A 21,483-nucleotide genomic window follows, 5' to 3' on the forward strand; every position below is an offset into this window, starting at 1 on the left:
CCATCTAACCCTGATGGACACTAGTAACCCGGAGAGTATATATCTATCGTTTGACGTACCGTCGAGGGAGGGTTCCCGGCTTTCCCTGGTCCCCCATTAGCAAAGGACGGCCATGTATCTGTCGTCAATAGCCCGTGATATTATTAGGCGGGGCCTTCCTTCAGGCCACAGGTAAGTCTAATTTAATTGCAAAACCGTACCATCTCCATACCCTCTCCACCCCTACTTCGCTTTTTGAACTATAGGCTCATAAAGTGAGATTTAAGAGCGCCTATTTTGTCCATGTAGAGTACAGGAGATGATCTATATGCCTTCCAGAGATAAAATAATCGTTGCTTTAGATGTACCCGACCTGGCGGCCGGGGAAAAGCTGGTAGACCAGCTTTTCCCCTACATTGGCATGTTTAAAGTGGGCCTGGAGTTTTATACGGCTGCCGGGCCGGCGGCCATCTGTATGGTCAAGGAACGAGGCGGCAAAGTCTTTGCCGACCTGAAGCTCCACGACATCCCCAACACCGTGGCCGGGGCAGCCCGGGCCCTGGTGCGCCTGGGGGTGGACATGCTCAACGTCCACGCCGCCGGCGGCAGGAGCATGATGCAGGCCGCGGCAGCGGCCGTCCGGGAAGAAGCTGCCGCAGTTGGACGCCCGGCGCCGGTCCTCATTGCCGTTACCGTCCTGACGAGCCTGGATGGGGAAGCTTTGCGCCACGAGGTGGGAATTGAGCGGGGGGTAGAGGAGCAGGTGGTCCGCTGGGCGCGACTGGCCCGGGACTCTGGCCTGGACGGGGTGGTGGCCTCACCCCGGGAGATCCGGGCTATCCGGGAAGCATGCGGGCCGGAATTTGTCATTGTAACGCCGGGGGTGCGCCCGGCCGGATCCGACCGGGGCGACCAGCGCCGGGTCATGACCCCGGCCGAAGCCCTGCAGCAGGGGGCTTCTTACCTGGTCATTGGCCGCCCCATTACCGCTGCCCCCGACCCGGTTGCCGCCGCCAGGGCTATTGAGAGGGAGATGGAGGGCATTATATAACCAGTTAACGAAAGCCATCAGAGTAGACCCAGGCTCTCGCCACGACGTTGGCTGCAAAACATCGGGCTCATTTGTCAATACTATGATAGCCTCTCGGGTGACCATAAAAAGCTTGATAGGTCGTCTTGCAGGCGTTACAATAATCATGAATCGTTCTGTCTATAAAAAATGGAGTGAAACACTATGCGTGAGTGGAAGGCAATAGAGATTGAAAAGCAAATTGCTTCCCAAATGCCGGAAATCAACCGTAGAATTATTCGCTCTCGTAGCGAACGCGTAACCAGGAGAAGGCCGCGGGACCCGGAAGAGCAAGAAATACTGGACCGCCTTTGCATTTATAAATGGCAAAGGTCCGTTGCGGATGGTAAGGTAAAAATTTTAAGTAAACGAGAGTGGTATTATGAATTCGATTGAAGAAGCCAGACAGGCCATAGCTCGTCTGGTTTCTAAAAATCGCTACGAAGTAATGATAGAAACGACCGCTATCTTCACAGAATTAATGGAACCTTACGGCATAAAACCCGTAATTGTCGGGGGACTGGCGGTGGAAATTTACACCCGCGGTCAATATACTACGCAGGATATCGATTTGATTTTAGGGCGCAGGGACTTAGCCAATGAAATCTTTTTACAATTAGGGTTTATAAAAGAAGGTAGGCACTGGTTTCATCCGGAAATAGATATTGGTATAGAAATTCCCAACGATGTTCTAGAAGATGCTGATGAAGACAAAATTATTAAACTTCACCTGCCGAGTGGTAGACATGTATACGTGATCGGGATAGAAGATATTATTTTAGATCGTCTACGAGCCTGCATTTACTGGCAGTCAACCTCCGATTGTGAATGGGGTCTTAGGATGTTGAAGGTACATCGTGACAGATTAGATATAGATTATATGCTTTCAGCAGCGTGCCAGGATTATCCAGCCACCCTACAGAAACTAAAGGAATGGTTGAATGAATAAACAAAAATGAATGTAACAAAAAACACTTTTTATCTATAAGACGCCGCCCAACAACCTGACGACGAAAAGAAAAAAATAAAGGGGAAAAAGCCCCGGCATCCTACTCCGCCGGCGTTACATAAACCGTGCGCTGGTGGTCGTAGATTACCATGCCGGGCCTGGCGCCGGCGGGTTTGTGGACGTGCTTGACCAGGGTGTAATCTACGGGTACCCGGCTGGACTGGCCAGCGCGGCTGTAGCGAGCGGCCAGGCGGGCGGCCATTTCCAGGGTGGGGGCGGGCACCTCCTGGCCCCCGGTACGGATGATCACATGGGAGCCGGGGATGTCTTTGGCGTGGAGCCAGAGGTCGCCTGGAGCAGCATATTTTAAGGTCAGCCAGTCGTTCTGGCGGTTATTTTTGCCCACCAGGATTTTAAAACCGTCGGGTGAAGTGAATTCCAGGGGCCGGGTTGGCTGGGTGGCCTCCTTTTTGCCGCCCTTTTTGCCGGGTTTGCCCGGCTTTTCTTTTTCCTTTTCTTCCGGCAGGTAGCCGGCCTGGCGCAGTTCCCGGCGGATTTCCGCCAGGTCGTCGTAACTTGCGGCCATACTCAAGGATTGGGCAATACTTTCCAGGTAGGCTATTTCGGCGCGGGTTTGTTCCAGCTGCTCAGCGGCCAGGCGGGCGGCATTTTTAGCCTTGTTATAGCGCTGGAAATACCGCTGGGCGTTTTCGGCCGGGGTCAGGGCCGGGTCCAGCTCGATGGTCACCGGTTCGCCCGCCGGGTCATAGAAGTTGGGGGCCGTTAAAGCAGCCTGCCCCTTTTCCAGGCGGTAGATATTGGCCGTGATGAGTTCCCCGGCCAGACGGAATTTTTCCGCATCAGCGGCTTCGGCCACCGTAGCGGCCTGGAGGCCTTCTTTTTTATAGCAGCGTTTTAATTCCCGCTCCAGGATATGCTCTAAGCTGCGCCTGGCCCCTTCCAGGAGCTGTTGCTCCCTGCGGGCCTGATAGTAACTGTCGCAGGCGGCTGAGGGGGTTGAAAAATATTCCCTCGGCAGTCCCTGGTACTGGGAAAGTTCACAGGCAGCAAAGGCCAGGGGCCGGCGTTCCTGCCCCAGGACGACAACCGGCTGCCAAGCGGCCGGGCTGGTAGCCGCCAGTATTTCCCGGAGGGCCTGGTAGATGCGTGCCATTTCATATTCGCCGCAGCCTTCCAGGGTTGCTCCGGCCGGCAGGCCAGCCCGGCAGACGACTTCCCGGGCGGTTTCCGGCCCCAGGCCGGCCAGTTTCTCCACCAGCAGGCGCTCCAGGGGAGTATCCCAGGGGCCTTCCCACAGGAGGCGGGTAAAGGCTTCGTCATCGAGGCCGCGGGGATCGGCCTTGGCCTTGGCTGGCGGCGGGACATAGGGGCGCCCGGGCAGGACCTCCCGGTGGCGGCTGACAGCATGGGTATAACGGCGGGCGGCGTCAATAATGCTGCCATCGGGGTTAAGCAGGATGATATTAGAGTGCTTGCCCATGATTTCAATTAACAGCCGGCGCGCTGCCGGCCGGCCCAGTTCATCGGTGGTATGAACATATAATAACAGGACCCGCTCCAGGTCCGGTTGCTCAACGGCCACGAGGGTCCCACCCTCCAGGTGTTTGCGCAGGACCATGCAGAAGAGGGGTGGGGTGACGGGATTGGTAAAGCTGGCCGCCGTTAGATGTACCCGGGCCTGGTCGGCCAGGCTACAGAGCAGGAGTTTCCTGGTGTCGCGGCCTTTACGCAGGTGGAGAATAATCGTTTCTTTTTCGGGTTGAAAGATGCGGTCAACACGGCTGCCGAGCAATCCGGAGAGTTCTTCCTTGATGGCAGCCAGGAAGAGGCCGTCAAAAGCCATGACCATGCGCTCCTTTACCTCTTCGCTGCCAGATTTTCTGTGGAATCTGGCCTGGTAAAACCTGGGTGGCACTGGCTCTTCGTGAGTGCCTATCAGAAGGCGTATACAGATTCAATATACCATATGTCCCGGCAACTGGAAACTGCCTGCCGGGCTGTTCTTTTCTTCCAGGGACAGGCATAGACTGATGGTGATTCCGGAAGAAAGAAGGGGCGAGGGGAATGCAGTCACGACTGTGGTACCAGTTGAGTCCTGGAGAGGCCTTGGAGGCTTTACAGACCGATGCCGGGCGGGGCCTGGCGGAATTGGAAGCGCGCCGGCGCCTGGGAGAAGCCGGTCCCAACCAGCTCAAGGCCAAACCCAAGGTGCCGCCTTATAGAATTTTCCTGGCCCAGTTTCAGGATTTCATGGTCCTGGTCCTCCTGGCGGCTACGGCCGTTTCGGCCTTCCTCGGGGAAACGGCCGATGCCATTACCATTGTGGCTATAGTAGTCATCAATGCTATCCTGGGCTTTGTCCAGGAATACCGTGCCGAACGTTCCCTGGAAGCCTTGAAGGAAATGACGGCGCCGGAGGCCCGGGTCAGGCGGGATAATGAGGTCCGGCGGGTACCGGCGCGGGATATCGTACCCGGCGATATTTTGCTCCTGGAAAGCGGTGACCGGGTGGCGGCCGACGCCCTGCTGCTGAAAGCCGTTAACCTCCAGGCCGATGAGGCGGCCCTTACGGGGGAGTCGGTACCGGTCCATAAGGAGCCCGGTCCTTTGAGAGGGACGGTAGCCGTCGGCGACCGGCGTAATATGATCCACCAGGGAACAGTGATCACCAGCGGCCGGGGCGAGGCCGTGGTGGTAGCTACAGGAATGAATACGGAAGTAGGCCGGATTGCCGGCATGCTCCAGGAAGTGGCAGATGAAGATACCCCTTTGCAAAAACGCCTGGCCTCCTTAGGCCGCTGGCTGGTGCTGGCCTGCCTGGCCATCTGCGCTACAGTGGTTATTATCGGTACCATGCGGGGCGAAGAGCTCTATGGCATGTTCCTGGCCGGCGTAAGCCTGGCTGTGGCAGCCATCCCCGAGGGTCTGCCGGCCATTGTCACCGTCTGCCTGGCCCTGGGGGTGCAGAAGATGGTGCAGCGCAATGCCATCATTCGCAAGCTGCCGGCCGTGGAAACCCTGGGCTGTGCCACGGTGATTTGCTCGGACAAGACCGGCACCCTCACCCAGAACCAGATGACCGTGCGCCGGGTTTGGGCCGGCGGCAAGAGCCTTATGGTGAGCGGGACAGGATATATTCCCCAGGGTGAATACCAGGACCAGGGGCGGCGGGTGGCGGTGGATGGCGACCTCAAGATGCTGCTGACCATTGCCGCCCTGTGCAATAATGCCCTGCTGCAAAAGGCCGGGCTGACCATTGGCGGCTGGCTGCGCCGGGGCAACGGGCGGGAGAAGGCCGGTGAGGGACAAAAGACCGGTTTCTTCAGTAAAATGTTTGGCGGCCGTAACGGTGGTAGCTGGAGTATCAGCGGCGACCCCACGGAAGGCGCCCTGCTGGTGGCGGCTGCCAAAGGGGGTCTCTGGCGGGAAAGGCTGGAGGGGGAAGAGCCCCGGGTAGCCGAGATTCCCTTTGATTCCGACCGCAAGCGCATGAGCGTTATCTGCCGGGCGGGCCGGGGCTTACGGGCCTATGTCAAAGGGGCCCCGGATGTCATCCTCGACCTCTGCGACCGTATCCTCATAGACGGCAGGGTCCTGCCCCTGGATGCCGCCCGGCGCGAACTCATCAGAGCCGAAAATGAGGCTATGGCCGGGCAAGCCCTGCGGGTCCTGGCCCTGGCCTACCGCGACCTGGAGGCAGGGGAGGAAATAAAAGGAGAAACGGTAGAAAAGAACCTCATCCTGGTGGGCCTAATGGGCATGCTGGACCCGCCGCGGCCGGAAGCGGCGGCGGCCATCCGCGTCTGCCACCAGGCCGGGATTAAAGTGGTCATGATTACTGGTGACCACCAGGTAACGGCCCGGGCCGTGGCCCGCGAACTGGGCCTGCCGGCAGGGGCAGGGCAGGTTTTAAACGGCCGGGAACTGGAAACGATGAACGATACCGAGCTGGCCGGGGTAGCCCCGGAAGTCAATGTCTACGCCCGGGTTTCGCCCCACCACAAGCTGCGCATTGTCCGGGCCCTAAAGGCCAACGGCCATATTGTGGCCATGACCGGGGACGGGGTCAACGATGCCCCGGCCATTAAAGAGGCCGATATCGGTATTGCCATGGGCCGCAGCGGTACTGACGTGGCCAGGGAAGCCGCCGCCATGGTCCTGGCCGACGACAATTTCGCCACCATTGTGGCCGCCGTGGAAGAGGGCCGCGGCATTTACGATAATATCCGCAAATTTATCCGCTACTTGTTGTCCTGTAATATCGGGGAAGTGTTTACCATGTTCGTAGCGGTCATCAGCGGCCTGCCCCTGCCCCTCTTACCCATCCAGATTCTCTGGATGAACCTGGTTACCGATGGCCTGCCGGCCATGGCCCTGGGGGTGGACAACAAGGAGCCGGGCCTGATGCAGCGGCCGCCTCACCCGCCCGGGGAAAGTGTCTTTGCCCGCGGCCTGGGGAAGGGCATGGTCGTCCTGGGTCTCCAGATTGGCCTGGCCACCCTGGCCGTTTTTATCCTGGGATTGTACCTGGGTGATGGGGATTTAATCACCGCCCGCACCCTGGCTTTTACCACCCTGGTCATGGCCCAGCTCTTCGCCGTCTTTGAATGCCGTTCCGAATACCTTTCGCCCTTTGCGGTAGGTTATTTTTCCAACCCCTACCTGGTGCTGGCCGTAGCCTGCTCAGTCACCATGCAGCTCCTGGTTCTTTACATACCCCTGCTCCAGGCCGTCTTTAAAACAGCACCCTTAAACTCCTTCCACTGGGGTATAGTTTTACTGGCAGCCGGGTGGCGCACCCTCCTCCAGGCTATCAGCCTCTACCTGGTGGTCCCCGTCTGGCGCCTGGTCTGGCAGAGATAACAAAGGTAAAATAAAGGTGGTAAAAATTAAAAGGTAATGCTAAAATAAGAGAATGAAATGCCGCGAGGACAAGGGTGATTACCGTTGCATTTTGTCAAGATGCATGGCCTGGGTAATGATTTTGTCCTGGTAAACGCCCTGGAAGGAAAAGAAAAAGCACTGGGTGATTTACCAGCCCTGGCGCGGCGGGCCTGCCACCGCCGTTTTGGTATTGGCGCCGATGGGCTGATCCTGGTGTTGCCTTCAGCCCGGGCGGACTTAAGGATGCGGATTTTTAACCCCGACGGCAGCGAGCCGGAGATGTGCGGCAACGGTATCCGCTGCTTTGCGCGCTATGCCTATGAAGCGGGGCTGGTGCGGGGACCGGAAATCAAGGTGGAAACCCTGGCCGGGATTATAAAGCCCCGGCTGATCCTCAATGGTGATCAAGTAGCCGGCGTCCGCGTAGACATGGGCGAGCCTCGCCTGGAGCGGGGCCAGATTCCCATGGCCGGCGAAGGTTCACCGGTGGTGGAGGAGCCGGTGACGGTGGCCGGGACCACCTGGCGGGGAACCTGTGTTTCTATGGGAAATCCCCATTGCGTTTTTTTTGTTGAGGATGTTGAGAGGGCTCCCGTGACTACGGTAGGGCCGGCGGTAGAAAACCACCCCCTCTTTCCCCAGCGCACCAACGTCGAGTTCATCGAAGTCCTGAACCCCGGCGAGCTAAAAATGCGCGTCTGGGAGCGGGGAGCCGGGGAAACCATGGCCTGCGGTACCGGCGCCTGCGCTGCCGCCGTCGCCGGCGTCCTCACCGGCCGCAGCAACCGGGAAGTGACGGTCCACCTGGCCGCCGGTGACCTGCAAATCGAATGGTCGAGGAAGAATAACCATGTTTACATGACCGGGCCGGCAGTAGAAGTCTTCCGGGGCCATTTCCCCCTCCATGAGGAGTAAAACCACCACCGCAGGTGGGATGTAATGTAGCTTTAAGGGGCGGGAGGACAAACCCTCGTTAAATAGCATGCTATTTTGGTAAGGAGGCTAAATTATGCCAGAAGCCAGGCGTATCCGCGAGTTACCACCCTACTTATTTGCCCGCATTGAGAAAAAAATTGAAGAGGCCCGGGAACGGGGAGTTGATATCATCAGCCTGGGTATCGGCGATCCTGATCTCCCTACCCCGGCCCATATCATAGATAAACTGGTAGAACAGGCCCATAATCCCGAAAACCACCGCTACCCCACTTCAGTAGGAATGCTCTCTTTTCGCCAGGCCGTGGCCGACTGGTACCGTAACCTGTACAATGTTGACCTTGATCCCCGCCGGGAAGTAGTAACCCTCATTGGATCCAAAGAGGGTATCGCCCATATCTCCTTCTGCTATGTTGACCCCGGCGATATCAACCTGGTACCCGACCCCGGTTACCCCGTCTACCATATCGGCACCCTGCTGGCCGGCGGGGAATCCTACTTTATGCCCCTCACGGCGGCCAGCGGCTTTTTACCCGACCTTAAGGAGATTCCCAGCGATGTCGCCCGGCGGGCGAAGCTGATGTTTATCAATTACCCCAATAACCCTACCGGTGCCGTGGCCGACCTTAAATTCTTCCAGGAAGTGGTCGAGTTCGCCAAAAACTACGATCTCATTGTCTGCCACGATGCCGCTTATAGCGAAATTACCTACGACGGCTACCGCGCCCCTTCCTTCCTGCAAACTCCCGGGGCTAAAGACGTGGGTATTGAATTTAATTCTGTCTCCAAACCCTATAATATGACCGGCTGGCGCCTGGGCTGGGCCTGCGGCCGCGCCGATGTCATCGAGGCCCTGGGCCGGCTCAAGTCCAACATTGACTCCGGGGCCTTCCAGGCCGTCCAGTATGCCGGCATTGCCGCCCTGACGGGGCCCCAGGACGGTCTTGCTGAAGTCCGGCGCATTTACCAGGAGCGGCGGGACATCATTGTTGAGGGACTTAACTCCCTGGGCTGGCAGCTGGAGAAGCCCAAAGCTACCTTCTACGTCTGGGCGCCGGTACCCAGAGGCTATACTTCGGCCGGGTTTGCCGAGATGGTCCTGGAGAAGGCCGGCGTGATTATAACCCCGGGTAACGGTTATGGTAATTATGGCGAAGGTTATTTCCGTATCGCTTTAACCATCAGCAAAGAACGCATGCAGGAGGGCATTGAACGCCTGCGGCGTGCCTTGGGAAAAGTAGAATTTTAATGGCAATCAGGGGCGCAAAACTTTTGCGTTCTTCCTGAAATGGAAGGGGCAGGCCATGCTGAACAGTATGACGGGTTATGGCCGGGGTGAAGCCAGCGGCACCGGCAGGACTGTTACCGTAGAGATCAAGGCTGTCAACCAGCGTTTCCTGGATGTGGTGATCCGGCTGCCCCGCCTTTATACGGCCCTGGAAGAAAAGATACGCCAGTTCATTAAAAATAGCCTCAGCAGGGGCCGCGTGGAAGTAATGGTGAGCATCAGCGAAGAAAATGGGGAAAAACAGCGGCTAACCGTTGACATGGGCCTGGCAATGGCGTATTATAATGCTTTGAAGGAATTGGCGCAAAATCTGGCTATTCCGGCGGATATTACCGCCGAGAAGCTATTAGCTATGCCAGAGGTCGTTAAAGTTGCTGAACCGGAATGGGACGAGGCCACCTTCTGGCCGGTAGTAGCCGGGGCTTTAGAAAAAGCCCTGGCGGATTTACTCGCCATGCGCCGGGCCGAAGGGCAACGCCTGCAGGCCGACCTGGAAGCCCGGGCCGCGTATATCCGCCGGCAGGTGGAAGCCATCCGGGAACGGGCGCCGGAAGTACCCCGGGAGTATGCCGGGCGTCTTAAAGAGCGGGTAGCTGAACTAGCCGGTGGCCTGGCCCTGGATCCCGGCCGCCTGGAGATGGAAATAGCCCTGCTGGCTGAACGGGCTGATATCACCGAAGAAATCATCCGCCTTTTAAGTCACCTGGAGCAAATGGTCACGGCCATGGCCGGGACCGAACCGGCCGGGCGGCGGCTGGATTTTATCCTGCAGGAAATGTGGCGGGAAATAAATACCATCGGTTCCAAGGCCAGTGACCTGGCCATTAGTAATCTAGTAGTAGCGGTTAAGGGTGAACTGGAGAAGATGCGCGAACAGGTCCAGAACGTGGAGTAGGTAAAGGAGGGGGAGCATGGACATCAAATTAATTAATATTGGCTTTGGCAACATTGTTTCCGCCCGGCGCATAGTAGCCATTGTCAGCCCCGAGTCCGCACCCATTAAACGAATTATCCAGGAAGCCCGCGACCGCGGCATGTTAATTGATGCCACCTATGGCCGCCGGACCAGGGCGGTGATTATTACCGACAGCGATCATATCATCCTGTCGGCCGTCCAGCCGGAAACGGTGGCCCACCGCATGTCTTCCCGGGAACCTATTAATACAAGTGAGGAAGCGGAAGAATAAATTCCGGCTGGATAACAGCTAAACAATACCAGGACGCGGGTGGCCACGATAAATGGCAGCGCGATTATATCCTTGTCCTTGATACCCAGGGAAAAACGCATCAAAGCGTTTTCCTGCGGGTGTTTTTATCTTTTCGGGAGGAAGAAATATTGAAACAGCCATCCCTGGATCAACTGGAAAAGCGAGTTGGCAGCAAATACGCCCTGGCGGTCCTGGCCGCCAAGAGGGCGCGGACGCTGACGGAAGGGCAGTTTGCCAACCTGTACCCTAAGGGGACCAAGCCAGTAACAGTAGCCCTCATGGAGATCGCGGAAGGCAAGATAAGATACGAGTGGGGCAAGAAGAAAGCGTGAAGGTCTTAGAGGGAAAAACCGTCATTTTAGGGGTCTGCGGCGGCATTGCCGCCTACAAGGCGGCCGAGCTCTGCCGGCTTTTGGTCCAGGAAGGAGCTACCGTCCGGGTGATCATGACGGCAGGGGCAACGGAATTTATTACCCCCCTGACCTTCAGCACCCTGGCGGGGCAACCGGCCCTGACGGCAATTTTCGGGGCCGGGAGCGGGGGACCCTTGACCCATATTGACCTGGCTAACAAGGCGGATCTTTTCCTCGTCGCCCCGGCGACGGCCAATATCCTGGCCAAGCTGGCCACCGGCCTGGCCGACGACCTCCTGAGTACCACGGCCCTGGCGGTAAACTGTCCCACCCTGGTGGCTCCGGCCATGAATGTCAATATGTATGCCAAAGCCGCCGTCCAGGAAAACCTGGCGACATTAAAACGGCACGGCTGGGGCATTATTGAACCGGAGGAAGGCTTCCTGGCCTGCGGTACTACGGGCAAAGGCCGGCTGGCCAGTTTGGAGCGTATTGTTGCTGCCTGCCGGCGGGCCCTGGCACCCCAGGATTACAGGGATCTGGTGGTGCTGGTGACTGCCGGGGGCACCAGGGAACCCCTGGACCCGGTCAGGTACATAGGTAATTACAGCTCTGGTAAAATGGGTTATGCCCTGGCCCGGGCGGCCTGGGAGCGGGGCGCCCGGGTGACGCTGATTACTGCCAGCCCGCTACCGCCGCCACCTGAGGTAGAAGTGGTGCGGGTCCAGACGGCAGCCGAAATGCTGGCCGCCCTGGAGGAGCGCTTTACAGGGGCAGATATAGTCCTCAAGGCCGCCGCGGTAGCCGATTTCCGGCCTGTAGCCAGGGCCGCGCAGAAAATCAAAAAGGGACAGCAAGGGGAATTAATTATTCACCTCGAACCCACTGTGGATATCCTGGCTTGCTTAAGCAGGATGAAAGAAAGGCAAATATTAGTCGGCTTTGCTGCCGAAACGGAAGACTTGCTGGCAAACGCCGGGCAAAAGCTCCGGGACAAGCAGTTAGATTTAATCGTTGCCAACGATGTTACCAGGCCCGGAGCAGGTTTTGGCAGCGAAACAAATATTGTCACTTTTCTTTTTCCCGGCGGCCGCAAGGAAGAATTACCGCAGTTACCAAAGCTAGAAGTGGCCCACCGCATCCTGGATGCCGTCACAACTCTGTCGCGCTTTCCGGGGAGGAGAACAGGGCCGGAAAGGGAGGAATAAAGAAATGGCACGCAAGTTATTTACATCCGAATCGGTAACTGAAGGGCATCCTGATAAAATGGCCGACCGCATTGCCGACGCCGTCCTGGATGCCATTTATGAAAAGGACCCCCTGGCCAGGGTGGCCTGCGAGTGCCTGGTCAGTACCGGGCTGGTCCTGGTGGCCGGGCAGATAACCACCGATTGCTATGTGGATATACCGCGCGTGGCCCGGGAAACCATTCGCGAGATTGGCTACACCAGAGCCAAATTTGGCTTTGACTGCGATACCTGTGCTGTGGTCACATCCATTGATGAGCAGTCGCCGGATATTGCTATGGGCGTCAATGAAGCCTGGGAGAAAAAGCAGGGGGTGGCCAGGGATGAATTAGAGACTCTGGGCGCCGGCGACCAGGGAATGATGTTTGGCTATGCTACCCGGGAGACGCCGGAGTATATGCCCATGCCTATTGCCCTGGCCCATAATCTCACGCGCCGGTTGGCTGAGGTGCGCAAAGAAAGGATCCTGCCCTATTTACGGCCGGACGGTAAGTCCCAGGTGACGGTGGAATATGAAGACGGCCGGCCTGTAAGGGTGGATACGGTTGTTATTTCCACCCAGCACCGGCCCGATATCGAGATGACCGCCTTAAGGGACGACATCCTGGAAACCGTCATCAAACCGGTAATTCCGGCAGAGATGCTGGATAACCGGACGAGATATTTTATTAATCCCACCGGGCGCTTTGTCATTGGCGGCCCCCAGGGCGATACCGGCCTCACCGGCCGCAAGATTATTGTCGATACCTACGGTGGTATGGCCCGCCACGGCGGCGGTGCCCTCTCCGGCAAGGACCCCACCAAGGTGGACCGCTCGGCTGCCTATGCGGCCCGCTATGTGGCCAAAAACGTGGTGGCAGCCGGCCTGGCCGACCGCTGCGAGGTGCAGGTGGCCTATGCCATCGGTGTGGCCCGGCCGGTATCCATCAGCGTGGAAACCTACGGGACCGGCAGAATCAGCGACGAGCGGCTGGTAGAATTGATCCAGGCCCACTTTGACCTGAGGCCGGGGGCCATTATCCGCGACCTGGATTTACGCCGCCCCATCTACAAACCGGTATCAGTCTACGGCCACTTCGGCCGGTCGGATCTGGACCTGCCCTGGGAACGGCTGGATAAAGTAGAAGCCCTGCGGGCGGATGCTGGGCTTTAGTCACAATTCGTTTTCATAGAGGTCTGGCCAGGTAATGCTTAAAAAAGTAATCATCGCCACGGTTCTAGCCATCGTTATAACTACCGGTTTCATGTATGGTTATATCGAGTGGTACGGGCGAAACCTGGAGCCGCAGCGTGCTGATGTCATCATCGTGCTGGGCGCCGCCGTTTGGAAGAATGGTCCCAGCCCGGCTTTGCTGGAACGCATCTCCCTGGCCGAGGATCTCTATCACGAGGGATATGCGCCGGCGATAATAACGACCGGCGGTACCGGCGCCTGGAATCCAACCCCCGAAGGTACAGTTGCCCGCTTAACCCTGATCGCTCGCGGTATACCTGCTGGTGTTGTTCACGAGGAAATCAACTCGCACAGTACCAGAGACAACCTGGTCGAGGCCCAAAAAATTATGCTCAGGTACGGGTGGAAGAGAGCTATTATTGTCACCCATGATTATCACCTGCTGCGGGCAACCACCGAGGCGCAGCGGTTGGGCATAGAAGCTTCAGGCGCCGGGGTCCACAAAACGGCTATGTTTAGACCCCCGCTGGTATTACGGGAGGTAATCGCGAACCTGGTCAGAACCGTTGTTTGATATAGAACCGGCTGTCCTGGTATCCAGCCGGGTAATGTGGCGGCGAAGGATGTGGTGTTGATTCCCCGGCCGGGTGGTGTTATAATATCCCTTGTGATAAGTGCTGATGTGGCTCAGGGGTAGAGCAGCGCACTCGTAATGCGCAGGTCGAGGGTTCGAATCCCTCCATCAGCTCCAGGAATACCAAGGCCTCCGGAGTATTTACCGGAGGCCGTTTTAGTTAGTTGCCGCCCAGTTGCCGCCATTACAAAATTATGGTTAAGAACCTATCCAGACCTTTATGGCGAGACCAAGTAACAGATGATACTGTAGAGAATGTAGGTACCGGCACTGGAAGGAATGAGAGATGCCCCTGGGCCTGAGGATTTAAGCCTGTAGGTCCGGGGGCTTTTTTGTATATTTAATCTTGTAACCCAACTTTGACACTAAAACTTCTATTTCAAGGGCTTAAAGACCACCAAGACTAGTAATATCAACGATCTTTCTCTACCGAAGTCGGCAAAACGTAGTGAAAACAAATCTGCCTTAGAGTATTTTCACGCCGGGCATCTCTTGGTATAATAGTAATGACGATAACCGAGGTGATGCCCCTTTGTTCCCCCGTATTATCACTACCAGGCGCGGCGGCCATACCTACCATTATCTGGTCCTGGTAGAATCCTACCGGGAAAAAGGCAAGGTAAAACAGCGCCAGGTTGGGCATTTAGGCAACATCGACCAGTATTCCCAGGAAGAGATACAGCGGCTTATTAATAAACTGCGGGAATTCCTTAAGGAAGATGAGCTGGGCACTGTTAAGGACCTCCAGACCTTCGGCACCAAGCATTATGGTATCCCCTATGTGGTGAATTTTTTCTGGGAGCGACTGGACCTGGACGCCTTCTTTAAAAACTATCTCCAAAATCGTCAAGTAGAGATGGATGTGGCCTTATGCACCAAGATTATGATTTTAAACCGCCTCATCGCTCCTAAAAGCAAGCTTGGAGTATCCCAATGGTTAAGGCAAATTTACCTGCCGGAACTGGAAGAGAAACAGCCTGAGTTGCATCATTTTTACCGTACTCTTGACGTCCTGGAAGAAATGAAGGATTATCTGGAACGCCACTTGTACAACCGGCTTACGGATCTCTTGAGTTATCAGCTTAACCTGGTGTTTTACGACTTGACCAGCAGCTACTTTGAAGGTACCCATTGCCCCCTGGCCAGGTTCGGTTATTCCCGCGACCACCGGCCGGACTGCCGGCAAATTAATATTGGCCTCCTGGTGACTCCGGAAGGCATGCCTATTGCCCACCAGGTATTTGAAGGTAATATACCTGATAAAGTAACCGTGGCTGGCGCCATCGAACAACTTAAGCAAAAGTTTGCCATCAAGAGCTGTATTTTCGTGGGCGACCGGGGTATGCTGACCAGTCATAATTTAGAAGAACTCAAGGAGGCTAACTTCCGTTATATCCTGGGCTTTCATAAACGCGGCCGGGAAGTGAGCGATGAACTACTGGCCAGGTACCAAAACCTCGAAGAATACCAGCTAATAGACGGCGATAACCCCCTCTTTTATGTGGAAGTACCACCAGAGCAGGTACAGGCTCCCCCTAAAGAAAACTTGGTAGAGGGAGAAGAGGAAGAAAAGGAAAACTTCGAGCCTCCGGTTCGCTATATCCTTTGCCACAATCCTCTCAAAGCCCAAGAGGATTATGAATTTCGGGTCAAAGCGATAGAAGAAGCCAGGATAAAATTGCAAGAGCTGAAAGACAGGCTGGCCCGGGAAACCCCGCGGCGGGGGCGCAAGCCTACCACAAAAGGAGTCATGCTTAAAGCAGCTGCTATCCTTAACAAGAAGGGCCTTGCTCCAATTTTTGATATTACTTATGACGGCAAGTCTTTCAACTTTGAAATTAATGAGCCGGCTCTGGCTAAAGAGGCTTTGCGGGACGGCAAATTTTTAATCCAGACTAATGCTGACCTGCCAGCTGAGGAGGTAATTGCCGCCTATAAAAACCTGCTCCAGGTAGAAACCGCCTTTCGCCATATCAAGGACTTCATTCGCTTGAGGCCTATCTACCACTACAACGAAAGTCGGGTTAAGGGACACATCTTTATATGTGTGCTGGCTTATCTCTTTGAAAAATGGCTGGAGGTGATACATCGCCGATATATTGAAGATGAGATTTTTAAGGCGAAACAAATCCCTGATCCTGAAAGTCAAGAAAGAGAGTTACGCCGCTGGAAGGTTGCCCATAAAAGCGGCCGCCGTATCCTGGAATTATTAGAAGAGATAAAGGCTGTTGACCAGCAGTTTCTTGATAAGCGGATTTATAGTATCACCCAGCCCGGACAAAGCCAGAGTGAATTGTTAAAAATTTTGGGCCTTCCACTTCCACCTAAAATTTTAACCTTCAGGTAGCCACTAAGAGCCCCAGAAAGGGGTTGTAGTGACAATTGTCCCTATGGACCCCTTGATTTTTAAGGGGCGGTGTCAAAGTTGGGTTGTAATTATCGAAGGAATTAGCCAGTACACCTATTAAGGTTAGGTTAATAAATTTAACTACCTTCGATTAGTAACTAAGTAACAATTCGGCAGAAAGGCGAATAGGATATACCATCAAATCACTGAAGGGGGATTTTTTACCATGAATGACAACAACAGCAAAGTACAGCGAATTACCTTAGAAAACTTTATCAGAAGGTTAGCTTCCAGATTTCAAGACAGGGTAGTTAATGTTGAGTTTTTTTGTGGCGAATGCTGTAAAAAAGCCAAAGGTGGAGAGTTAACGCTAATAGGTAGAGATTTTATCGAGCTAACTGCAGCTGAAGATTATGAAATTGAAGTTATTACCTTTTCCGGTGGCGATGTAGTAGACAATGAATTTGTAGAGGTTATTATTATACCTTTAAGTCAGGTATGTAGTGTAGAAATACCAGAGAATTGCAACGAAAAGACATCAGACTAGATTATTTCTTGAAATACAATTTGTCCCCGGTCCAGGGCAGGCCGGGGTTTTATTTTTGGGGGTGAGCATAAAATTACCGCCTAAATTGTCGCCTAAATTCATCATCTCGGGCGGCAAAAGGTGTCATATGAGAAAGAAGGCTGGCATGAGAGTTGAGTACTCGTAATGCGCCGGTCAAGGTGTGGTGTGGGAGCAGGAAAAAGGTGAACCGGTGCCGAACTAACCTTAAACAAGAAGGAAAGTGGCTTCAAGAGGCGAGGGTTATTGCAAGCTTCCCTACAGCAAGAGCTGGCAAGGATTGTCGGGAAGGACCGGGTGCTGGCGTCACCCGAAGATCTCCTTTGCTATTCTTATGACGGTACTTTTGTGGCCTACAAGCCGGATGTGGTAGTTAAGCCGGCCAGTACCGAACAGGTGGCCAGGGTCCTGGAATTGGCTTGCCGGGAGGGCATACCGGTCCACCCCCGCGGCGCTGGCACGGGCTTGAGCGGCGGATCGGTACCCCGGGGCGGGGGTATAGCCCTGGTAATGACGGCCATGAACACCATTTATGAGATTAACCCCGAGGACATGCTGGCCGTAGCCGGTCCGGGGGTAATTACCGCTGAACTGCACCGGGCGGTAGAAGAAAGGGGGCTTTTCTATCCCCCGGACCCCGGCAGTGCGGAGTTCTGCACTCTTGGTGGCAACGTTGCCGAGTGCGCCGGGGGGCCCCGCGCCCTCAAGTATGGTGTCACCAGGGATTATATCCTGGGCCTGGAAGTGGTGCTGGCCGACGGCCGGGTAGTCCACCCGGGGGGCCGGACGGTCAAAAACGTCACCGGCTATGACCTTTGCCGGCTGTTTACCGGCTCTGAAGGAACCCTGGGGGTCATTACCAAAATTACCCTGCGCCTTATTCCCAAGCCCCAGGCCGTAAAAACCATCCTGGCAGCCTTTAAGGACCTGGTGCAGACAGGTGAAGCAGTCAATGCCATCCTCAGCGCCGGGATCATACCCAGGACCCTGGAGATTATGGACAGTGTCTCCATTGCCATCGTGGAACAGTTCAGCCCCTGCGGTTTACCCCGGGAAGCAGCGGCCGTGCTCCTTATCGAAACAGATGGCGACAGGGAGCAGGCTCAAAGGGAAGCCGAAAGGGTAGTAAAGGTGCTGAAGGAAGTGGGAAGTGCCGAAATTAGGCTGGCCGCCGATGCCCGGGAAGCAGGAGAATTATGGCGGGCACGACGGGCCGTCTCCCCGGCCATAACCCGGATTAAACCCACCAAAATTGCCGAGGATGCCACCGTTCCCCGCAGCCAGGTGCCGGCCATGATCCGGAGGCTGGGGCAAATACGGGAGAAATACCAGATTGACCTGGTCATCTTTGGCCATGCCGGTGACGGCAACCTTCACCCCAACATTGCCTGTGATTGCAGGGATGCCGGAGAAATGCAGCGGGTGGAAAAGGCCATCGCCGAAATCTTCCAGGCCGCTCTAGAACTGGGGGGGACCCTTTCAGGAGAACACGGCATCGGCCTCCTCAAGGCACCTTTTCTGATGGCAGAACTGGGAGAGGCAGGTTACCAGGCCATGCGGGATATTAAGAGGTCCCTGGACCCGAAGAACATCCTGAACCCCCACAAGATTTTCTCCGGGTGACAGGTCCAGCTCTGGCCTGGTCCGGCTCCCCCTGGATACTGTAAGTCTCGCCGGCGGTACTTTTCCGCAGGCCAAAGAAAAGGGAGGTTTCCCGGGGGTTAAATTTTACTTTATGAGACAATAGTTTAAAAAACGGAGTGAAAGCGGAGGGAGAGTGGAGAGAGTCCGGAGCGGTCAGTTAAATCATGTTTAACTCCGGCAACTCCAGGGAGGTTTGCATGCGGGAACGCCCGGCTCTAAATCTTGCATTCACTACCGGGGGCAAATCTGCTATAATGTTGCTGGTGGATCAGTTAACCAGGAGGGGGTCGAGTTGGCGAATTTGCTGGTAGAAGTGGCCGTCAACTCGGCCCCTGGTTGCGCTCCCCTCCTCACCTTAACCTACCAGGTACCCCGGGAGCTGGCTTCCCAGGTAAAAGAAGGCTCCCTGGTCCTGGTAACGGTGGGGAAGCGGCTGGCCACGGGAGTGGTAGTTGCCCGACCTGATAAAGCGGACCGGGCCGGGCTGAAGGCCATCAAGGCTGTCCTGGAAAGGGATTTCCTGCCGCCAGGGATGGTAGAACTTGGTCGCTACCTGGCGGAACGTTATTTATGTCCCCTGGCGGTAGCCCTGAATACCCTCCTGCCGCCGGCAACAGGCAGGCGCCTGGAACGCCGTTGGTGCTGGCTACCGGGCGCAGGAGGCGAAACGGAAGCGGCTTTAAACCTGGCTAACTGCCTGCCCCCGCCGGCCGGGGCTCTGGCCGCCTACCTGGCCGGCCGCCGGGTGGCCGGGGAAGGCCAGCTACAGCAGTTAGGCCGCCGCCGGGAACTTAGCGGGGCTTTAGCCTCTTTAAAATCCCACGGCCTGGTCCGGGAAGAGTGGTCCTGGCGGGAGGCGCCCCGGGAGAGGCAGCCCCGCTGGGTAGTACCCGGGGAAGGGGTGGCAGCGGCAATAGAAGCCCTGGTAAAAAAAGCGCCGCGCCAGGCGGCCATCCTGAAGGACCTCCGGGACGGCGGACCCCGGCCGGTGACCAGCTTTGCTGCCGGCGGGGGATATGCCGCCCTGAAGCGCCTGGAAGAACAGGGCTTAATTAGGATTACCCCGCTACCTCCCGGGGATAATAAAGAAATATATCCTGAAATCAAACTTAATGCAGCCCAGGAAGAAGCAGTGGCAATTATCAACGCCGCCCTGGGACGGGGAGGGGCCTTTTTACTCCACGGTGTTACCGGCAGCGGCAAAACCGAGGTGTACTTGCGCTGCGCCGGCGAGGCCCTGGCAAGGGGTTACCAGGTCTTGTTCCTGGTTCCGGAGCATGCCCTAATCCCGCAAATGGTAGCCCGGTTAAGACAAAGGCTGGGGGACCGGGTGGCCGTTATCCACGGGGATTTACCTGCCGGCGAAAGGGCAACCGTCTGGGAGCAGGCCCGCCGGGGGGAAATCCAGGTTATCACCGGCAGCCGGTCGGCCCTTTTTGCCCCTTTCCCGCGGCTGGGGCTCATCGTCGTTGATGAAGAACACGCCGGCAGCTACAAGCAGGATACCGCACCCCGCTATGACGCCCGGGAGGTTGCCATCAAGCGGGGGCAGCTGGAAGGAGCGGTGGTGATTCTGGGGAGTGCCACACCCAGTACTGAGATTTTTTACCTGGCCCGGCGAGGGAAAATACAGTTATTACAGCTACCCCGGCGGGCGGGGAATGTGAGCCTGCCCCGGGTGGAGATAGTCGATTTGCGGGCCGAATTCCGGGCCGGTCACCACGGTATTTTAAGCCGGCGGCTGGAGCAGGGGATAACTGCCGCCCTGGCCGCGGGACAGCAGGCCATCCTCTTTTTAAACAGGCGGGGCTATGCCCCCCATGTTCTTTGCCGCCGCTGCGGCCACGTTCCTTTATGCCGGCACTGTGCTGTAGCCCTGACCTATCACCAGGATGGTACCTTGCGCTGCCATTACTGCGGCTACGTGCAAAAGGCAGGAGCCAATTGCCCGGTGTGCGGGGGCACCGTGGTACGCCTGGGTTCCGGCACCCAGCGGGTGGAAGAAGAAGTGCGGGCATTATGGCCTGGGGCCAGAATTTTACGGGCCGATGGGGATACTACAGCCAGGAAGGGCCAGTGGGAAAAGATCTACCGTACCTTTGCTGCCGGACAAGCTGATATCCTTATCGGTACGCAGGCCATTACCAAAGGTATGGATTTTCCTGGTGTTGCCCTGGTGGGTGTGGTTAACGCCGATTTATCCCTGTACCAGCCGGACTTTCGCGCCCGGGAACGTACCTTCCAGCTGTTAACCCAGGTAGCCGGCCGGGCCGGCCGCCGGACCGGTGAAGGGGAAGTTATTATTCAAACTTATAACCCCCAGGACCCGGCTATTACCCTGGCCGCGACCCAGGATTACCATAAGTTTTACGAGCAGGAGATAGCTATGCGGCGTAATTTGAGCTATCCTCCCTTTATAAAACTGGTGCGGCTGGGTTTTACCGGCCCGGATGAGGCCAGGGTAATTGAAGCCGCCCATGAGGTGGCCGGGCTAATCAACAGTAAAAGCAGCAAGATCCAGGTCCTGGGCCCGGCGCCGGGGTACCCGTCCCGGCTCAAGGATAATTACCGCTGGCAGTTGCTTCTCAAGGTGCCTGCCTGGTCGAGGTATAAGGGCCACCTGGCTGCAAGCCTGGCAGCTTACCGCAACCGCCATGATGTCCGTATGATAGTAGATGTAGGGCCCATTAATCCCTGGTAGCAAGCAGGAGGCAAAGAGGTTGGCAATTCACCAGATTTTAATCCACCCTGACCCCATCTTACGGGAAAAGTCGCAGCCGGTAAAAAAGATTACCCCCAATATCTGGAAGCTCCTGGATAACCTGGCCGATACCATGTACGAAGCTCCCGGGGTGGGCCTGGCCGCCCCCCAGATCGGGGTCTTAAAGCGGGTCATTGTCGTTGACGTGGGGGAAGGGCTGATAGAACTGATTAATCCGGAAATAATAGCGGCCAGGGGGAGGGATGTAGGGCCGGAAGGGTGTCTCAGCGTCCCCGGGGCCCAGGGGGAAGTACCCCGGGCCGCAGTCGTAACCGTGCGGGGTCTTGACCGTCACGGCCGGGAGAGGGCAATCAAAGCGGAAGGCCTTTTGGCCCGCGCCCTGCAACACGAGATTGACCACCTGGACGGGGTGCTCTTTATCGATAAAGTAATCCGCTGGCTGGAGGATAAACCTTAATTCCGAAAA

18 protein-coding genes and 1 tRNA gene are annotated in these 21,483 nt (G+C 56.4%); 18 read left to right on the plus strand and 1 reads right to left on the minus strand.

Annotation, left to right across the window (positions count from 1 at the left end; all coding sequences use genetic code 11):
* Window positions 1–307: 307 nt before the first annotated feature.
* From pyrF to MGLY_RS11740, 3 genes are all read left to right on the plus strand, one after another.
* Window positions 308–1,030: an orotidine-5'-phosphate decarboxylase gene (gene pyrF, locus MGLY_RS11730; protein WP_246187319.1), complete on the plus strand. Its 723-nt coding sequence runs from the start codon at window positions 308–310 to the stop codon at window positions 1,028–1,030.
* A 183-nt stretch (window positions 1,031–1,213) separates the two neighbouring features.
* On the plus strand, window positions 1,214–1,444 hold the full coding sequence (locus MGLY_RS11735; RefSeq protein ID WP_156274059.1) for a hypothetical protein: 231 nt from the start codon (window positions 1,214–1,216) through the stop codon (window positions 1,442–1,444).
* A complete protein-coding gene (locus MGLY_RS11740) occupies window positions 1,431–1,997 on the plus strand; it encodes a hypothetical protein (protein WP_156274061.1) in 567 nt (188 codons plus the stop codon). The genes MGLY_RS11735 and MGLY_RS11740 overlap by 14 nt, the downstream gene beginning before the upstream one ends.
* Before the next feature lie 100 nt (window positions 1,998–2,097).
* On the opposite strand, the gene MGLY_RS11745 is transcribed toward MGLY_RS11740, so the two are convergent.
* Entirely contained in the window at window positions 2,098–3,867 is a 1,770-nt protein-coding gene (locus MGLY_RS11745; protein ID WP_211661873.1) for an Rqc2 family fibronectin-binding protein, read from the minus strand.
* Between the two features lie 215 nt (window positions 3,868–4,082).
* Between MGLY_RS11745 and MGLY_RS11750 the strand changes: the two genes are divergently transcribed.
* The 15 genes from MGLY_RS11750 to def all read left to right on the plus strand — a co-directional run bounded on the left by MGLY_RS11750 (window position 4,083) and on the right by def (window position 21,474).
* Window positions 4,083–6,881: a cation-translocating P-type ATPase gene (locus tag MGLY_RS11750; RefSeq protein ID WP_156274063.1), complete on the plus strand. Its 2,799-nt coding sequence runs from the start codon at window positions 4,083–4,085 to the stop codon at window positions 6,879–6,881.
* An 84-nt stretch (window positions 6,882–6,965) separates the two neighbouring features.
* Window positions 6,966–7,817, plus strand: coding sequence for a diaminopimelate epimerase (gene dapF, locus MGLY_RS11755; RefSeq protein ID WP_156274065.1), 852 nt, complete (start codon window positions 6,966–6,968; stop codon window positions 7,815–7,817).
* Window positions 7,818–7,911: 94 nt separating this feature from the next.
* A complete protein-coding gene (locus MGLY_RS11760; protein WP_156274067.1) occupies window positions 7,912–9,084 on the plus strand; it encodes an LL-diaminopimelate aminotransferase in 1,173 nt (390 codons plus the stop codon).
* A 55-nt stretch (window positions 9,085–9,139) separates the two neighbouring features.
* Window positions 9,140–10,018: a YicC/YloC family endoribonuclease gene (locus tag MGLY_RS11765; protein ID WP_156274069.1), complete on the plus strand. Its 879-nt coding sequence runs from the start codon at window positions 9,140–9,142 to the stop codon at window positions 10,016–10,018.
* Window positions 10,019–10,034: 16 nt separating this feature from the next.
* Window positions 10,035–10,310 carry an extracellular matrix/biofilm regulator RemA gene (remA, locus tag MGLY_RS11770; RefSeq protein WP_156274071.1) on the plus strand — a complete coding sequence of 92 codons (276 nt, stop codon included), beginning with the start codon at window positions 10,035–10,037 and terminating at the stop codon, window positions 10,308–10,310.
* 149 nt (window positions 10,311–10,459) lie between these two features.
* Window positions 10,460–10,663, plus strand: a complete 204-nt coding sequence (gene rpoZ / locus MGLY_RS11775) for a DNA-directed RNA polymerase subunit omega (RefSeq protein WP_156274073.1) — start codon at window positions 10,460–10,462, stop codon at window positions 10,661–10,663.
* The gene (coaBC, locus tag MGLY_RS11780) at window positions 10,642–11,892 is read left to right on the plus strand and encodes a bifunctional phosphopantothenoylcysteine decarboxylase/phosphopantothenate--cysteine ligase CoaBC (RefSeq protein ID WP_246187320.1); all 1,251 of its coding nucleotides are present in this window, start codon (window positions 10,642–10,644) and stop codon (window positions 11,890–11,892) included. Before rpoZ ends, coaBC begins: the two co-directional genes overlap by 22 nt.
* A gap of 4 nt (window positions 11,893–11,896) precedes the next feature.
* Window positions 11,897–13,084, plus strand: a complete 1,188-nt coding sequence (gene metK / locus MGLY_RS11785) for a methionine adenosyltransferase (protein ID WP_156274075.1) — start codon at window positions 11,897–11,899, stop codon at window positions 13,082–13,084.
* Window positions 13,085–13,118: 34 nt separating this feature from the next.
* Window positions 13,119–13,679, plus strand: coding sequence for a YdcF family protein (locus tag MGLY_RS11790; RefSeq protein WP_156274077.1), 561 nt, complete (start codon window positions 13,119–13,121; stop codon window positions 13,677–13,679).
* A 102-nt stretch (window positions 13,680–13,781) separates the two neighbouring features.
* Window positions 13,782–13,856, plus strand: a tRNA-Thr gene (locus tag MGLY_RS11795).
* A 415-nt stretch (window positions 13,857–14,271) separates the two neighbouring features.
* Window positions 14,272–16,086, plus strand: a complete 1,815-nt coding sequence (locus tag MGLY_RS11800) for an IS1634 family transposase (RefSeq protein ID WP_156272643.1) — start codon at window positions 14,272–14,274, stop codon at window positions 16,084–16,086.
* Window positions 16,087–16,312: 226 nt separating this feature from the next.
* Window positions 16,313–16,633, plus strand: a complete 321-nt coding sequence (locus MGLY_RS11805) for a hypothetical protein (RefSeq protein WP_156274079.1) — start codon at window positions 16,313–16,315, stop codon at window positions 16,631–16,633.
* Between the two features lie 264 nt (window positions 16,634–16,897).
* Window positions 16,898–18,274, plus strand: coding sequence for an FAD-binding oxidoreductase (locus MGLY_RS11810; RefSeq protein ID WP_156274081.1), 1,377 nt, complete (start codon window positions 16,898–16,900; stop codon window positions 18,272–18,274).
* A gap of 313 nt (window positions 18,275–18,587) precedes the next feature.
* Entirely contained in the window at window positions 18,588–20,996 is a 2,409-nt protein-coding gene (gene priA, locus MGLY_RS11815; protein ID WP_156274083.1) for a replication restart helicase PriA, read from the plus strand.
* Between the two features lie 19 nt (window positions 20,997–21,015).
* On the plus strand, window positions 21,016–21,474 hold the full coding sequence (gene def, locus MGLY_RS11820; RefSeq protein ID WP_156274085.1) for a peptide deformylase: 459 nt from the start codon (window positions 21,016–21,018) through the stop codon (window positions 21,472–21,474).
* Window positions 21,475–21,483 lie beyond the last annotated feature (9 nt).

Source organism: Moorella glycerini (genome assembly GCF_009735625.1).
GTDB classification, from domain to species: Bacteria; Bacillota; DSM-521; order Neomoorellales; family Neomoorellaceae; genus Neomoorella; species Neomoorella glycerini.

Bases quoted from the DNA above. Each gene is read 5' to 3' on its own strand.
- pyrF (WP_246187319.1), top strand. From the start codon at position 308: ATGCCTTCCAGAGATAAAATAATCGTTGCTTTAGATGTACCCGACCTG.
- MGLY_RS11735 (WP_156274059.1), top strand. From the start codon at position 1,214: ATGCGTGAGTGGAAGGCAATAGAGATTGAAAAGCAAATTGCTTCCCAA.
- MGLY_RS11740 (WP_156274061.1), top strand. From the start codon at position 1,431: ATGAATTCGATTGAAGAAGCCAGACAGGCCATAGCTCGTCTGGTTTCT.
- MGLY_RS11745 (WP_211661873.1), bottom strand. From the start codon at position 3,867: ATGGTCATGGCTTTTGACGGCCTCTTCCTGGCTGCCATCAAGGAAGAA.
- MGLY_RS11750 (WP_156274063.1), top strand. From the start codon at position 4,083: ATGCAGTCACGACTGTGGTACCAGTTGAGTCCTGGAGAGGCCTTGGAG.
- MGLY_RS11760 (WP_156274067.1), top strand. From the start codon at position 7,912: ATGCCAGAAGCCAGGCGTATCCGCGAGTTACCACCCTACTTATTTGCC.
- MGLY_RS11765 (WP_156274069.1), top strand. From the start codon at position 9,140: ATGCTGAACAGTATGACGGGTTATGGCCGGGGTGAAGCCAGCGGCACC.
- remA (WP_156274071.1), top strand. From the start codon at position 10,035: ATGGACATCAAATTAATTAATATTGGCTTTGGCAACATTGTTTCCGCC.
- metK (WP_156274075.1), top strand. From the start codon at position 11,897: ATGGCACGCAAGTTATTTACATCCGAATCGGTAACTGAAGGGCATCCT.
- MGLY_RS11790 (WP_156274077.1), top strand. From the start codon at position 13,119: ATGCTTAAAAAAGTAATCATCGCCACGGTTCTAGCCATCGTTATAACT.
- MGLY_RS11805 (WP_156274079.1), top strand. From the start codon at position 16,313: ATGAATGACAACAACAGCAAAGTACAGCGAATTACCTTAGAAAACTTT.